Below are 14192 nucleotides of genomic sequence, written 5' to 3' on the forward strand. Positions count from 1 at the left end.
GGTTGTGTCAGGCAGCGGCCTTGGCCTTGCGCGACGTGGTCTCCGACGGCGCGGAGCGCATCACCGTCCAGTAGACGATCTTCAGTTCGCCTTCCATCGTTTCGACGAGCGCGGACAGGCTTTCGACCCAGTCGCCGTCGTTGCAGTACAGCACGCCGTCGATGTCGCGGATCTCGGCCTTGTGGATATGGCCGCACACGACGCCGTCGCAGCCGCGGCGGCGGGCCTCGTCGGTCATCACGGTCTCGAATTGCGAGATGAAGTTGACCGCGTTCTTCACCTGGTGCTTCAGGTACTGCGACAGCGACCAGTACTGGAAGCCCAGCCGGCTGCGGATCCGGTTGAACCAGCGGTTCAGCACGAGGATCAGCGTGTAGAGCGTGTCGCCGAGGTACGCGAGCCATTTCGCGTGCTGGATCACGCCGTCGAACAGGTCGCCGTGCACGATCCACAAACGTTTGCCTGCGAGCGTCGTGTGGAATGCCTCGCCGCGCACCTGGATGTCGCCGAACGCGAGATCGCAGAACTGCCGCGCGCCTTCGTCGTGGTTGCCGGGGATGTAGACCACCTGCGTGCCCTTGCGCGCCTTGCGCAGGATCTTCTGCACGACGTCGTTGTGCGCCTGCGGCCAGTACCAGCCTTTCTTCAGCTGCCAGCCGTCGATGATGTCGCCGACGAGGTACAGGTATTCCGAGTCGTTGTGACGCAGGAAGTCCAGCAGGTAGGGTGCCTGGCAGCCGCTCGAGCCGAGGTGGATGTCGGACAGCCAGATGGTGCGGTAGCGATGGGCGGACGGTTCAGGGTCCTCGTGCTGCGTGGTGTGCGCGACGGGCGGCTTTTGCGACACCACGCCGTCGGTTGCCCCCGAGCCGGACAGGAACGCAGTGGCGGCGCGAGCGCCGATGGGGTGACGAAACAGTGAGGTCGCGGACGTTTTCTGGCCCATGCATGACTCGCGCCGGTTGACATTACCGGCATTCCGCCATGCGGGCGTGACTGTGCCGTGACAGTCACGAGACGTTCTTATTACGGCCGTTGAAGGGTGTTTAGCAGTGAATGGACAGGCGTTGCGTAACCTGCCGCACCGAACGATCGTCGCTTGTCCGGCACGGCCGTCCGGCTCGACGAGCGCACCGGACGAGCGGATTTCATCTGACGAATGCGGTGCGTCAGCGCGGTATCGCGACGACGCGCGTGCGCGCGATCCGGTCGTGCAGGAACTGGCGATCGGCGTGCAACCGGGCAGCGCCGGCCCACACGACGATCCATGCGGCGGTGAGCGCGAGCGTGACGGGTACCGACAGTCCGAGGAGCGGGTGCAGCGCGAGCGGCGGCAGGAACCACAGCCAGCCGAGCACGTAGCGGACGAGCGCGTGGCCGGCGCTCAGCGGCCGGCCGCTCGACGATTCGAGCCGTAGCCGCCAGGTCTTCATCGGCAGCGTCTGGCCGCCGTGCGTCCAGAACCACACGAAATACGCGCCGACGACGAGCGCGATCCACACGGCAAGCAGGTTGTGATGGACGAGGCCGTTGCGTTGCCGTGTCGCGAGGCTGAACGCGAGCCCGGCGAAGAACACGACGCCGAACAACAGTACGCCTTCGTAGAGCAGCGCGGCGAGGCGCCGCCGTACGGGCGGCGCGATGGCCGGGGTTTCGGGGGCGCGGGCGCTCGCCACGGCCGCTCAGGAGCCCTTGAACAGCGAGGGCGCGTCGGCGGGCGACACCGGCGCCACGGCGGCCGGTGCGGATGCGGTGCCGGAGGTCGACGACGCGGGCGCCGGCTGCGCGGCGGCACCGGCCGACGCGGGCGCCGCGGCGGCCGCCGCGCCGCTCGCCGGGTGTTCGTGCGCGTTGACGAGGCGGCGCACGTCACGGTCGGCGACGGTCGGCGGCGCGCTGACGACACTCGGCTTGCGACGGCGCTCGGCGGCGGCAAGCCGTTCCTTCTGCTCTTGGGGGAGTTGCTGGTAGGCCTTCCACGCGCGCTCGCGCGCCTGAGCGGACAGCTCCTTCGCACTCTGGTAGTTCTCGCGCGCGACGCGGCGCTGCTCGGGCGTCATCTTCGCCCATTCGGTCATCCGCTCCTGCAGGCGTTTCTGGTCATCCGGCGATAACTTCGCGAAACGCGATGCGATCTTCAGCCATTTGCGCTTGCGGGCGTCGCTGAAGCCGTCCCACTGGTCGGCGAACGGAGCGAGGGCTGCGTGCTGCGCCGGCGTGAGGCGCGCCCACGACAGCGGGCCCGCGGCGGCCGGCAGCGGCAGGGGCAGCGGGGGGAGTTCGGTGGTCAGGCCGGTTGCGGTCGACGCGGGCGCGGCGGGGCTGGTGGTCGCGACGGGAGCCGTCGCGGGGGCCGGGTGAAATCGGGGATACGTGGCGACGTAGGAAACGGCGATCGCGATCACGCATCCGAAAAATACGGCCAGGCCGCGCTTCTGACTCACCCGTACGATCCCCTCGTTATTGTCTGTTAGTGAGCGCGCGAAAGATACGCGTTGAACCCGTGGTCGAGATACGCGTTGAGCGGCAGGTCGTCGCTGAGCATCGCCGCGTCGATGTCGGCGAGTTCGGCGGTGCGCTGCATGTCTTCCCAGTACGCGATGCCGACGAGCCCCGCGAGCAGCAACGCGAGCGGCCATGCGCGCAGCAGCCGGCGCGCGAACGACAGGCGGCCGGCCTGCGGGCGGTTCGCGGGCGTCGGGCCATAGGCGCCGGCCGCGCCGGCGAAGGCCGGCACGAACACCGGCGCACTCGCGGCTTCGGGCTTCTTGCGCGCGAGCGCGGCCCGGCGGGCGACGGCCAGCCGGTCGGTGGTCGCGGCAGGCAGGGCGGCGGCGCGCTCGTCCAGCGCGCGGCGCACCTTCAGCGCGAATTCGTGTTCTCGGTTTGCGGGAGCGGAGCTCATAGCGTGATTCCTTTGGCCTTGAGCGCTTGCGCCAATGTGTGGGTGGCTCGCGAACAGTGCGTCTTGACGCTGCCCTCGGAGCACCCCATCGCGGCGGCAGTCTCGGCGACATCCATATCTTCCCAATAACGCATCAGGAACGCTTCCCGTTGACGCGTCGGAAGTTTCTGGATTTCCTCGTCGATCAGGGCCAGAACCTGCTCTCTTTCGAGGCGGTGCTCGCTGCTCTCGACGCCGGCGTTGTCGTCCGCGGATTCGAGCGTCTCGAGCGGGTCGAAGTCGTCGTCGTCGGTGTTGTTCAGCGACGAGAAGAGCGTCACCCACGTGTTGCGGACCTTCTGTCGGCGGAACCAGTCGTGGATCGCGTTCTGCAGGATCCGCTGAAAAAGCAGCGGCAGCTCGGCCGCCGGCCGGTCGCCGTACTTTTCAGCGAGCTTGATCATCGCGTCCTGCACGATGTCGAGCGATGCATCGTCGTCACGCACGGCGTACGCGGCCTGCTTGAACGCGCGCCTTTCGACGCCCGCCAGAAAGTCGGCGAGTTCCTTGTCTGATGCCATTCCGTGAAGGTATGCGCTGCGGCCCGCTGCGTGGTGTAAAAGGTCGAAAAATTTCGTAAAACCCGCGGATGCTATCAAATTTTCGCGCGGCTTGGCACCGGTTCGGGCGCCGCACGTTGCGCGCGAACCGCGCCGGCGGGGCGTCGGGCGGCGCGCATGATGCGCTGCGGGATATTTTGCTTGACGGCTCAATCGCTACCCGCTATCGTCGGCGATTCGCAACATGAAGTGATGGTCTCATTTGAGGCTGGCCCAAGAAGCCCGCCCTTCAAACTAGACGCGCCGCTTGAACCCGAGCCACAAGCCCGGCAGAGAGCACCCGATCAATTTTTTGCCGAAAATTCGAAAGGTCAACATGAACATGCCCAGCGCGGAATTCTCCACGTCGGAACCCCTTTCCCCTCCCGATAGCGACTCCATCGGCGGTACCGTGCTCATGAAGGCACTGGCCGACGAAAACGTCGAATTCATCTGGGGCTATCCCGGCGGCTCGGTTCTCTACATTTACGACGAGCTGTACAAGCAGGACAAGATTCAGCACGTGCTGGTGCGCCACGAACAGGCGGCCGTGCACGCAGCCGATGCGTATGCGCGCTCCACCGGCAATGTCGGCGTCTGCCTCGTGACGTCGGGCCCCGGTGTCACCAACGCGGTGACCGGCATCGCAACGGCGTACATGGATTCGATCCCGATGGTCGTGATCAGCGGCCAGGTGCCGACGGCCGCGATCGGTCAGGACGCATTCCAGGAATGCGACACCGTCGGCATCACGCGTCCCTGCGTGAAGCACAACTTCCTCGTGAAGGACGTGCGCGACCTCGCGGAAACCGTCAAGAAGGCGTTCTACATCGCCCGCACCGGCCGTCCGGGCCCGGTGCTGATCGACATCCCGAAGGACATCTCGAAGACGCCGTGCCAGTACGAGCCGATCAAGAGCGTGTCGCTGCGTTCGTACAACCCCGTCACGAAAGGCCATTCGGGCCAGATCCGCAAGGCCGTGTCGCTGTTGCTGACGGCGAAGCGCCCGTACATCTACACGGGTGGCGGCATCATCCTCGCCGACGCGTCGCGCGAACTGAACCAGTTCGCGGACCTGCTCGGCTACCCGGTCACGAACACGCTGATGGGCCTCGGCGGCTATCGCGCGTCGGACAGGAAATTCCTCGGCATGCTCGGCATGCACGGCACCTACGAAGCGAACATGGCGATGCAGCACTGCGACGTGCTGATCGCGATCGGCGCGCGCTTCGACGACCGCGTGATCGGCGATCCGGCCCACTTCGCGTCGCGTCCGCGCAAGATCATCCATATCGACATCGACCCGTCGTCGATCTCGAAGCGCGTGAAGGTCGACATCCCGATCGTCGGCGACGTGAAGGAAGTGCTGAAGGAGCTGATCGAGCAACTGCAGACGGCCGAGCACGGCCCCGACACCGAAGCGCTCGCGCAATGGTGGAAGGACATCGAGAGCTGGCGCGCGAAGGACTGCCTGAAGTACGACCGCGAAAGCGAGATCATCAAGCCGCAATACGTGGTCGAGAAGGCGTGGGAACTGACGGACGGCAACGCGTTCGTGTGCTCGGACGTCGGCCAGCACCAGATGTGGGCCGCGCAGTTCTACCGTTTCAACAAGCCGCGTCGCTGGATCAACTCCGGCGGCCTCGGCACGATGGGCTTCGGCCTGCCGGCGGCGATGGGCGTCAAGATGGCCCATCCGGACGACGACGTGCTGTGCATCACGGGCGAAGGCTCGATCCAGATGTGCATCCAGGAACTGTCGACCTGCCTGCAGTACGACACGCCCGTGAAGATCATTTCGCTGAACAACCGCTACCTCGGCATGGTCCGCCAGTGGCAGCAGATCGAATACAGCAAGCGCTATTCGCATTCGTACATGGATGCGCTGCCCGATTTCGTGAAGCTCGCCGAAGCGTACGGCCATGTCGGCATGCGGATCGAAAAGACTTCGGATGTGGAGCCGGCGCTGAAGGAAGCGCTGCGCCTGAAGGACCGCACCGTGTTTCTCGACTTCCAGACCGATCCGACCGAAAACGTCTGGCCGATGGTACAGGCCGGCAAGGGCATCACCGAGATGCTGCTCGGATCGGAAGATCTGTAACGGCGCGACGCGCGCAGCGCGCGATGCGGCCGCCTTCACGAAGGGCGGCGCGGCACGCGACGGCGCGCGGCGCGAGTGAATCGACACGGACACATTCTGGAAGAAGCGAACATGAGACACATCATTTCCGTCCTGCTGGAAAACGAACCGGGCGCGCTGTCGCGCGTGGTCGGTCTCTTTTCCGCACGCGGCTACAACATCGAAACCTTGACGGTGGCGCCGACCGAAGACCAATCGCTGTCGCGGCTGACCATCGTTTCCATTGGCTCGGACGACGTGATCGAACAGATCACGAAGCATCTGAACCGCCTGATCGAGGTGGTGAAAGTGGTGGACCTGACCGACGGTGCACACATCGAACGCGAGCTGATGCTGATCAAGGTACGTGCAGTGGGCAAGGAGCGCGAAGAAATGAAGCGGATGTCGGACATTTTCCGCGGCCGCATCATCGACGTGACCGAGAAGACCTACACGATCGAATTGACGGGCGCGAGCGACAAGCTCGACGCATTCATCCAGGGGCTGGACGCCACCGCGATCCTCGAGACCGTGCGGACCGGCAGCTCCGGCATCGGACGCGGCGAGCGCATCCTGAAGGTGTGATGCCGATATTGCAAGAAGGCACGCCGGGTGCGCCGTCATGTCCCGGCCCGCAGTACCCCATCCGAACGAATTGTTGAATTTTTGAATTAGCGAAGGAACCATCATGAACGTTTTCTACGACAAAGACGCCGACCTCTCCCTCATCAAGGGCAAGCAAGTCACGATCATCGGCTACGGCTCGCAAGGCCATGCGCACGCACTGAACCTGAAGGACAGCGGCGTGAACGTGACGGTCGGCCTTCGCAAGGGCGGCGCGTCGTGGAGCAAGGCCGAGAACGCCGGTCTCGCAGTGAAGGAAGTCGCGGAAGCGGTGAAGGGCGCGGACGTCGTGATGATGCTGCTGCCGGACGAGCAGATCGCCGACGTGTACGCGAAGGAAGTGCACGCGAACATCAAGCAGGGCGCGGCGCTGGCATTCGCGCACGGCTTCAACGTCCACTACGGCCAGGTGATCCCGCGCGCCGACCTCGACGTGATCATGATCGCGCCGAAGGCCCCGGGCCACACCGTGCGCGGCACGTATGCACAAGGCGGCGGCGTGCCGCACCTGATCGCGGTTGCGCAGAACAAGTCGGGCGCGGCACGCGACATCGCGCTGTCGTATGCGGCGGCGAACGGCGGCGGCCGTGCCGGCATCATCGAGACGAACTTCCGTGAAGAAACCGAAACCGACCTGTTCGGCGAGCAGGCCGTGCTGTGCGGCGGTACCGTCGAGCTGATCAAGGCGGGTTTCGAGACCCTGGTCGAAGCCGGCTACGCGCCGGAAATGGCGTACTTCGAGTGCCTGCACGAACTGAAGCTGATCGTCGACCTGATCTACGAAGGCGGCATCGCGAACATGAACTACTCGATCTCGAACAACGCCGAGTACGGCGAGTACGTGACCGGCCCGCGCGTCGTCACGGAAGAGACGAAGAAGGCGATGAAGCAGTGCCTGACCGACATCCAGACGGGCGAGTACGCGAAGAGCTTCATTCTCGAAAACAAGGCAGGCGCGCCGACGCTGCAGTCGCGCCGCCGCCTGACGGCCGAGCACCAGATCGAGCAGGTCGGTGCGAAGCTGCGTGCGATGATGCCGTGGATCGCGAAGAACAAGCTCGTCGACCAGACGAAGAACTAAGCACCACGTGCTGTTCCGGCCCTTCGAGTGAAGGGCCGGCATCAAAAAGCCGTCCGAAGGCAGCAGTGCCCCGGGCGGCTTTTGTTATGCTACGGGCTTTGCAATTCACCGAACACAGAACGAATCCATGAACTATCCTCATCCGATCATCGCGCGCGAAGGCTGGCCGTTCATCGCGATTGCAGCCGTCATCGCGCTGTTGATCCATGCCGTCGGGGGCTTCGGCTTCGCGTGGCCGTTCTGGCTGCTGCTCGTCTTCGTCGTCCAGTTCTTCCGCGATCCGCAGCGCCCGATCCCGGCGCAGCCGAACGCGGTGCTGTGCCCGGCAGACGGCCGCATCGTCGCGGTCGAGACCGCGCAGGATCCGTACGCGAACCGCGAAGCGCTGAAGATCAGCGTGTTCATGAATGTCTTCAATGTCCATTCGCAGCGTTCGCCGGTCGATGGCGCGATCAGCAAGGTCGAGTATTTCCCGGGCGCGTTCCTGAACGCGGCGATCGACAAGGCGTCGACCGAGAACGAGCGCAACGCGGTCGTGATCCAGACGGCGAGCGGCAAGACCGTCACGTCCGTGCAGATCGCCGGCCTGATCGCGCGCCGGATCCTCTGCTACGTCCGTGCCGGCGAGCCGCTGTCGCGCGGCCAGCGCTACGGTTTCATCCGCTTCGGTTCGCGCGTCGACGTGTACCTGCCGCTCGGCAGCCGCGCGAAGGTGTCGATCGGCGAGAAGGTCTACGCGTCGTCGACGATCCTCGCCGAGCTCGAGCAGTAACGGGCGGGGCGCACGATGGCCGCATTCAAACCGCGTCGGCCGCGCAATGGCTCCAGCCAGACGCCACGCCCGTTCCGCCGCAACAAGGTGATGGCGCCCGATCAGGCGCCGCTCGAAAGCCGCCGCGCCGCGCGCCAGCGGTTCCTGAAGACGCGCGGCATCTATCTGCTGCCGAACGCATTCACGACCGCCGCGCTGTTCTGCGGCTTCTTCGCGGTCGTGCAGGCGATGAACGTGCGCTTCGAGATCGCCGCGATCGCGATTTTCGTCGCGATGGTGCTCGACGGGATGGACGGGCGCGTGGCGCGCATGACGCATACGCAGAGCGCGTTCGGCGAGCAGTTCGACAGCCTGTCGGACATGGTGTCGTTCGGCGTGGCGCCCGCGCTCGTGATGTACGAGTGGGTACTGAAGGATCTCGGCCGCTGGGGCTGGCTCGCCGCGTTCGTCTATTGCTCGGGCGCTGCGCTGCGTCTCGCGCGCTTCAACACGAACATCGGCGTGGTCGACAAGCGCTTTTTCCAGGGGCTGCCGAGCCCGGCCGCCGCCGCGCTGATCGCGGGCTTCGTGTGGCTCGCGACCGACAACCGCGTGCCGATGAAGCTCGGCTGGCTGCCGTGGGTCGCCTTCGTGCTGACGATCTACGCGGGCGTGACGATGGTGTCGAACGCGCCGTTCTACAGCGGCAAGGCGCTCGACGTACGGCACCGCGTGCCGTTCGCGGCGATCCTGCTCGTCGTCGTCGCGTTCGTGCTCGTGTCGTCCGATCCGCCGCTGATGCTGTTCTGCCTGTTCGTGCTGTACGGGTTGTCCGGCTATGTGTTCTGGGCCTACACGGCCGTCCGCGGGCGCGCGAATCCGGCGCGCTCGTCGCAGCGCGATCACTGACGCCGACGCTGCGATTTGCCCGGAAGCGGCGGCCTCGGGGCCGCCGTTTTCATTTGGCCCTTTTTCGAGCCCGGCCACGTCGATTCCCGGGTGCCGTCCGATTGCGCGGCCAACGGAATGTCGCTATAGTCTTCGGCATGACTGCTTTTTCCCACCTCTCCCTCCTTCTAGCCGGTGCGCCGCTACGCGCGCTAGCTTTGGCGCGCCTGCCGCGCTGACCGTTCTCGCCCTCCGTCTCAAGCCTCGTCTGTTGTTGAACGTCGCCAGCGGTGGCGCGATCTCGTTACGTTTGACTTCCGTATAAAAGAGCCCTGGAGCCCCCATGACAGACAAGCTGATCATTTTCGATACGACGTTGCGTGACGGCGAGCAATCGCCTGGTGCGTCGATGACGAAGGAAGAGAAAATCCGCATCGCGAAGCACCTCGAGCGGATGAAGGTCGACGTGATCGAGGCCGGCTTCGCCGCCAGCTCGAACGGCGATTTCGACGCGATCCACACGATCGCCGGTCTCGTGAAGGACAGCACGATCTGCTCGCTGGCGCGGGCCAACGACAAGGACATCCAGCGCGCGGCCGACGCACTGAAGCCGGCCAACAGCTTCCGGATCCACACGTTCATCGCGACGTCGCCGCTGCACATGGAAAAGAAGCTGCGGATGACGCCCGATCAGGTGTTCGAGCAGGCGCGCCTCGCGGTGCGTTTCGCGCGCAAGTTCACCGACAACGTCGAGTTCTCGCCGGAAGACGGCAGCCGTTCGGACATGGATTTCCTGTGCCGCGTGCTGGAAGCCGTGATCGCCGAAGGCGCGACGACGATCAACATCGCCGACACGGTCGGCTACGGTGTGCCGGAGCTCTACGGCAACCTCGTGAAGACGCTGCGCGAGCGCATTCCGAACTCGGACAAGGCGATCTTCTCGGTGCACTGCCATAACGACCTCGGGATGGCGGTCGCGAATTCGCTCGCCGGCGTGAAGATCGGCGGCGCGCGTCAGGTCGAGTGCACAATTAACGGTCTCGGCGAACGCGCGGGCAACACGTCGCTCGAAGAAATCGTGATGGCGGTGAAGACGCGCAAGGACTACTTCGGTCTCGACGTCGGTATCGACACGTCGCAGATCGTGCCGACGTCGAAGCTCGTGTCGCAGATCACCGGCTTCGTCGTGCAGCCGAACAAGGCGGTGGTCGGCGCGAATGCATTCGCGCACGCGTCGGGCATTCACCAGGACGGCGTGCTCAAGGCGCGCGACACGTACGAGATCATGCGTGCGGAAGACGTGGGCTGGACCGCGAACAAGATCGTGCTCGGCAAGCTGTCGGGCCGCAACGCGTTCAAGCAGCGCCTGCAGGAGCTTGGCGTATCGCTCGACAGCGAAGCCGAATTGAATGCCGCGTTCATGCGCTTCAAGGATCTGGCCGACCGCAAGGCGGAGATCTTCGACGAGGACATCATCGCGATCGTGTCCGAGGAATCGGCGCTCGCGCAGGAGCAGGAGCACTTCAAGTTCGTGTCGCTGTCGCAGCGTTCGGAAACGGGCGAGCAGCCGCAGGCGAAGGTCGTGTTCGCGGTCGAAGGCAAGGAAGTGACCGGCGAGGCGCGCGGCAACGGTCCGGTCGATGCGACGTTCAATGCGATCGAGGGCGAAGTCGGCAGCGGGTCCGAGCTGCTGCTGTACTCGGTGAACGCGATCACGACCGGCACGCAGGCGCAGGGCGAAGTGACCGTCCGTCTGTCGAAGAGCGGGCGGATCGTCAACGGCGTCGGTACCGATCCGGATATCGTCGCCGCGTCCGCGAAGGCATATATTTCGGCGCTGAACAAGCTGCATTCGAAGGACGACAAGGTCAACCCGCAGCGCTCGTAAGCGCCGCGCGTGACGCGCCCCCGAAACGCCCCGTGCGGCCCTGTGCCGCCGGGGCGTTTTTTATCGGCCGCTCATTCGGCGGCCGGCGCACGGAACAGCCAGCGGCGCGCAGCCGCGCGTGGCGCGGGATGGCGCCGGCGGAACTCGACCGCGATCCCGCGCCGTGGCGCATCGGCGACGAACGCATCCAGCAGTTCGAGCACGTCGTGATCGATGTAATCGGCGCGCGTCGCGTCGATGATCACCGCCGCCCGGTCCGGAATGTGCCGCAGGTGGTGCTTGACTTGCACCTTGCCGAGAAACGACACGTCCTTGCGGAACGACAGCAGGAAGTGGTCGTCGTGCTGCGCGAGCGTGACGGGGCTCTTCAGGTTCGCGACGGCGACGGCCAGCACGCTGCACGCGAGACCGAGCGCGATACCGAACAGCAGGTCGACCGTCAGCACGCCGGCGATCGTCGCGGCGAACGGCACGAACGCGGCCGGCCCCTGTTTCATCACCGAGCGGAACAGCGCCGGCTTCGCCAGCTTGAAGCCCGTATGGATCAGGATCGCGGCCAGGCTCGCGAGCGGGATCAGGTTGATCAGCCCGGTGAGTGCGAACACGCTGGCGAGCAGCAGCACTCCGTGGATGATCGCCGACATCCGGCTTTGCGCGCCCGCGTTGACGTTCACCGAGCTGCGCACGATCACCGACGTGATCGGCAGGCCGCCGACCGCACCCGCGACGAGGTTGCCGACGCCCTGGGCCTTCAGTTCGCGATCGGGTTGCACCGGCCGGCGCTTGGGGTCGAGCTGCTCGACCGCCTCGAGGCTCAGCAGCGTCTCGAGGCTGGCGACGACCGCAAGCGTGATCGCGACGCGCCATACGTCCGGATTGACGAGCTGCGCGAAGTTCTGGCCGAGCTCCGCGTGCTTGAGCGATGCGGCGAAGGCGGCGAACGATCCGAGTTCGGGCAGCGTGACGCGATGGGCGGCGCCCGGCGCGACCGCGGGCGCGACGACACCCAGCACGAGTGTCGCGCCGATGCCGAGCACGACCACCGCGAGCGGCGCGGGCACCGAGCGCACCAGCGCGAAGCGGCGCAGCGCGGGGGTGTCCCACGCCACGAGCAGCGCGAGCGAAACGAGCGCGATGGCCGTGGCGGCCCATGCGACAGGCAGGCCCGGCCAGTTCGCAAACGATTGGGCGGCCTGGCCGCCAATGCCGAATGCGAACGGAATCTGCTTCACGATCAGCAGCAGGCCGATCGCGGCGAGCATGCCCTTGATGACGGGCGACGGCACATAGGCGGCGAAGCGGCCCGCGCGCAGCATGCCGAAGCCGAACTGGAGCACGCCGGACAGCAGCACCGCGAGCAGGAACGCGGAGAAGCTGCCGAGTTGCGCGATCCCTTCGACGACGATCACGACGAGGCCGGCGGCCGGCCCGCTGACGGACAGCGACGAGCCGCTCAGCAGCGCGACGACGATGCCGCCGACGATGCCCGACACGAGCCCGGCGAACGGCTCGACGCCTGAGGCGTTGGCGATGCCCAGACAGAGCGGCAGCGCGACGAGGAAAACGACGATGCCGGCGACGATGTCGCGCGGCAGGGTGGATAGGCGCTCGTTCAGTTTCATGGTTGGGAGTGGTTTCGTTGGCATGGAGGACGGGGCGCGGATCAGCCGAGCGCGGCGGCCGCGGCAGGCTCGGCCTCGGCTTCGGCCGGCGGCGCCGTGTAGCCGGAATCGAGCTCCTTCAGGCGCCCGTCGGCGAGCGAAAAGATCCAGCCGTGCACGAGCGGCGGCCGTTCGCGGCCGCGTACGATCGGCGACGCGCGCAGCAGCCGCACCTGTTCGAGCACGTTCAGCTCGGCGAGGCGGTCGGCGGCGGCCAGGTCGTCGAGCCCGTCGAGCGCGTCGCGATGACGCCGCGCGAGCGCGCAGAGCGGCGCGATGCGGCGCGCGACGTGCGGCAGGTCGGCGGGCGGCGGCAGCAGCGACGCGCGGACCCCGCCGCACCCGTAATGGCCGCATACGATCACGTGATCGACCTTCAGCACTCGCACCGCGTACTCGAGCACGCTGGCGGAATTGTCGTCGTCGGGGTGGAACAGGTTCGCGATGTTGCGATGGACGAACAGCTCGCCGGGTGCGCAGTGCGTGATGGTTTCGGCCGGCACGCGGCTGTCGGCGCAGCCGATCCACAGCACGCGCGGGTTCTGGCCGCGCGCGAGCGCGTCGAAGAAGCCGGGCGTGTGTTCGCGCGTCTCGCGGGCCCAGGCAATGTTGGCAACCAGCATGCTCTTGGGGCGATTCATGAGGACTCCTTTCCGATAAAGGCAAATAAATACCGAACGAAATGGCGCAATGGCATTCTTTCTAAATTGAAAGGTTTGGTTTCGGTGATATTAGGGGTATGCCCTAGCAGTCCGGGTGAGTTGAAACAAATTGTTTCAAATTGATTGGGCGTAGTGCATTGCATGCACCAGCCCGACGCATGACATGCACTGCCCATGCCTGTTTACGCGCCACGGCCCGCATGACGGGGCGTTCAGCGTATTGCCATCGCAATGTCATCGATCGGAAAAGTTTTCCGTCTTATTCGTTAAATCAAATAAGGCGACGGAAAAAATGAAATGGCCATTCAGCAATAATTCGTGAATGGCCATTGCGATAATTGCGCGTAAATGCGCAATCGGTCAGAACAGGTTGCGGCGATCGGGGTCGTGCAGCGGGTCCGGCGTTTTCTGCGTGGTGCGCAGGATGCCCTGCGGATCGAAGTAGAAGCTGTACATCATGTACCAGACGTTGTCCTCCAGATACCGGTACGTCCAGACCTCGCGCTTCATCAGCGGGAAGTAGGAGGTCTCGACCGGGCGTCCGAAATTGACGAGGACGTCGGTCTTCGTCCACTTGCCGATCTCCGCGCGATAGAACTCGCTCGGCTGCAGCACCTGGCGCACGTTGACGATCCGGTGGGCTGCATCGACGTCGGCCGCGACCGTGATCTCGCCCATCGGCTGAGTCGGCCACATCAGGCGCTTGCCGCCGCCGGGCAGGTCGTAGATCTCGCGCGGTGGCCCCATGCGCGCGACGATCGCCGATTCGTCCTGGCCGGCCTGGTATTGCTGCCACGGTTGCGCGCAACCGGCCAGCAGCGCGGCGGCGCAGGCGGCCAGCACCGGCAGGCGCGCAGGAATGCGAATGCGCATCGGATTTCTCCAGAACACGGAAACAAGCCCCGTTTTATCACGGACGGCGCGCGATCGCGCATCGCGCAGAAAAAAATCGGTGCGGATCGCGCACCGCCGCGCTTGCGGGCGGCGGGCGCGGGAGCCTATGATCCGCGCTTCTCGGGCAGATTGAAGGGCAGG

General features: G+C 65.5%; 14 protein-coding genes. 6 read left to right on the forward strand and 8 right to left on the reverse strand.

The features are described from left to right. Nucleotides 1-7: 7 nt before the first annotated feature. From WT97_RS24425 to WT97_RS24445, 5 genes are all read right to left on the reverse strand, one after another. Entirely contained in the window at nucleotides 8-946 is a 939-nt protein-coding gene (locus WT97_RS24425) for a UDP-2,3-diacylglucosamine diphosphatase (protein ID WP_059499229.1), read from the reverse strand. A 223-nt stretch (nucleotides 947-1169) separates the two neighbouring features. After that, nucleotides 1170-1676 carry an RDD family protein gene (locus tag WT97_RS24430; protein ID WP_060354573.1) on the reverse strand — a complete coding sequence of 169 codons (507 nt, stop codon included), beginning with the start codon at nucleotides 1674-1676 and terminating at the stop codon, nucleotides 1170-1172. A gap of 6 nt (nucleotides 1677-1682) precedes the next feature. Next, nucleotides 1683-2444, reverse strand: a complete 762-nt coding sequence (locus WT97_RS24435; protein WP_059499231.1) for a DUF3106 domain-containing protein — start codon at nucleotides 2442-2444, stop codon at nucleotides 1683-1685. 26 nt (nucleotides 2445-2470) lie between these two features. Next, complete coding sequence (locus WT97_RS24440; protein ID WP_059499232.1) at nucleotides 2471-2905, reverse strand: DUF3619 family protein; 435 nt, start codon at nucleotides 2903-2905, stop codon at nucleotides 2471-2473. Beyond that, the gene (locus WT97_RS24445; RefSeq protein ID WP_027784998.1) at nucleotides 2902-3465 is read right to left on the reverse strand and encodes an RNA polymerase sigma factor; all 564 of its coding nucleotides are present in this window, start codon (nucleotides 3463-3465) and stop codon (nucleotides 2902-2904) included. The genes WT97_RS24440 and WT97_RS24445 overlap by 4 nt, the downstream gene beginning before the upstream one ends. 355 nt (nucleotides 3466-3820) lie before the next feature. Between WT97_RS24445 and WT97_RS24450 the strand changes: the two genes are divergently transcribed. The 6 genes from WT97_RS24450 to WT97_RS24475 all read left to right on the forward strand — a co-directional run bounded on the left by WT97_RS24450 (nucleotide 3821) and on the right by WT97_RS24475 (nucleotide 10834). Next, nucleotides 3821-5584 (forward strand): acetolactate synthase 3 catalytic subunit, encoded by a 1764-nt coding sequence (locus WT97_RS24450; protein WP_059499233.1) that lies wholly within the window; start codon nucleotides 3821-3823, stop codon nucleotides 5582-5584. Nucleotides 5585-5695: 111 nt separating this feature from the next. After that, on the forward strand, nucleotides 5696-6187 hold the full coding sequence (gene ilvN / locus WT97_RS24455; protein WP_034207977.1) for an acetolactate synthase small subunit: 492 nt from the start codon (nucleotides 5696-5698) through the stop codon (nucleotides 6185-6187). A 103-nt stretch (nucleotides 6188-6290) separates the two neighbouring features. Further along, a complete protein-coding gene (gene ilvC, locus WT97_RS24460) occupies nucleotides 6291-7307 on the forward strand; it encodes a ketol-acid reductoisomerase (protein ID WP_059791285.1) in 1017 nt (338 codons plus the stop codon). A 127-nt stretch (nucleotides 7308-7434) separates the two neighbouring features. After that, nucleotides 7435-8079, forward strand: coding sequence for a phosphatidylserine decarboxylase (locus WT97_RS24465; RefSeq protein ID WP_006491035.1), 645 nt, complete (start codon nucleotides 7435-7437; stop codon nucleotides 8077-8079). A 15-nt stretch (nucleotides 8080-8094) separates the two neighbouring features. Then, nucleotides 8095-8967: a CDP-diacylglycerol--serine O-phosphatidyltransferase gene (gene pssA / locus WT97_RS24470; protein ID WP_059499235.1), complete on the forward strand. Its 873-nt coding sequence runs from the start codon at nucleotides 8095-8097 to the stop codon at nucleotides 8965-8967. A 322-nt stretch (nucleotides 8968-9289) separates the two neighbouring features. Then, a complete protein-coding gene (locus WT97_RS24475) occupies nucleotides 9290-10834 on the forward strand; it encodes a 2-isopropylmalate synthase (RefSeq protein WP_034207975.1) in 1545 nt (514 codons plus the stop codon). A 71-nt stretch (nucleotides 10835-10905) separates the two neighbouring features. Here WT97_RS24475 and WT97_RS24480 read toward each other — a convergent pair whose 3' ends face one another. The 3 genes from WT97_RS24480 to WT97_RS24490 form a co-directional block, all read right to left on the reverse strand. Further along, the gene (locus WT97_RS24480; RefSeq protein WP_059499236.1) at nucleotides 10906-12456 is read right to left on the reverse strand and encodes a SulP family inorganic anion transporter; all 1551 of its coding nucleotides are present in this window, start codon (nucleotides 12454-12456) and stop codon (nucleotides 10906-10908) included. Nucleotides 12457-12497: 41 nt separating this feature from the next. Continuing rightward, the gene (locus WT97_RS35225; protein ID WP_059499237.1) at nucleotides 12498-13136 is read right to left on the reverse strand and encodes a carbonic anhydrase; all 639 of its coding nucleotides are present in this window, start codon (nucleotides 13134-13136) and stop codon (nucleotides 12498-12500) included. Between the two features lie 381 nt (nucleotides 13137-13517). Beyond that, the gene (locus tag WT97_RS24490; protein ID WP_027784990.1) at nucleotides 13518-14030 is read right to left on the reverse strand and encodes a hypothetical protein; all 513 of its coding nucleotides are present in this window, start codon (nucleotides 14028-14030) and stop codon (nucleotides 13518-13520) included. Nucleotides 14031-14192 lie beyond the last annotated feature (162 nt).

This window comes from Burkholderia sp. MSMB1459WGS, assembly GCF_001534535.1.
Classification (GTDB): Bacteria; Pseudomonadota; Gammaproteobacteria; order Burkholderiales; family Burkholderiaceae; genus Burkholderia.

What these genes read in the sequence shown, in the direction of transcription:
- WT97_RS24425 (WP_059499229.1), bottom strand. Translation starts at nt 946, where the DNA reads ATGGGCCAGAAAACGTCCGCGACCTCACTGTTTCGTCACCCCATCGGC.
- WT97_RS24440 (WP_059499232.1), bottom strand. Translation starts at nt 2,905, where the DNA reads ATGAGCTCCGCTCCCGCAAACCGAGAACACGAATTCGCGCTGAAGGTG.
- WT97_RS24445 (WP_027784998.1), bottom strand. Translation starts at nt 3,465, where the DNA reads ATGGCATCAGACAAGGAACTCGCCGACTTTCTGGCGGGCGTCGAAAGG.
- WT97_RS24450 (WP_059499233.1), top strand. Translation starts at nt 3,821, where the DNA reads ATGAACATGCCCAGCGCGGAATTCTCCACGTCGGAACCCCTTTCCCCT.
- ilvN (WP_034207977.1), top strand. Translation starts at nt 5,696, where the DNA reads ATGAGACACATCATTTCCGTCCTGCTGGAAAACGAACCGGGCGCGCTG.
- ilvC (WP_059791285.1), top strand. Translation starts at nt 6,291, where the DNA reads ATGAACGTTTTCTACGACAAAGACGCCGACCTCTCCCTCATCAAGGGC.
- WT97_RS24465 (WP_006491035.1), top strand. Translation starts at nt 7,435, where the DNA reads ATGAACTATCCTCATCCGATCATCGCGCGCGAAGGCTGGCCGTTCATC.
- pssA (WP_059499235.1), top strand. Translation starts at nt 8,095, where the DNA reads ATGGCCGCATTCAAACCGCGTCGGCCGCGCAATGGCTCCAGCCAGACG.
- WT97_RS24475 (WP_034207975.1), top strand. Translation starts at nt 9,290, where the DNA reads ATGACAGACAAGCTGATCATTTTCGATACGACGTTGCGTGACGGCGAG.
- WT97_RS24480 (WP_059499236.1), bottom strand. Translation starts at nt 12,456, where the DNA reads ATGAAACTGAACGAGCGCCTATCCACCCTGCCGCGCGACATCGTCGCC.
- WT97_RS35225 (WP_059499237.1), bottom strand. Translation starts at nt 13,136, where the DNA reads ATGAATCGCCCCAAGAGCATGCTGGTTGCCAACATTGCCTGGGCCCGC.
- WT97_RS24490 (WP_027784990.1), bottom strand. Translation starts at nt 14,030, where the DNA reads ATGCGCATTCGCATTCCTGCGCGCCTGCCGGTGCTGGCCGCCTGCGCC.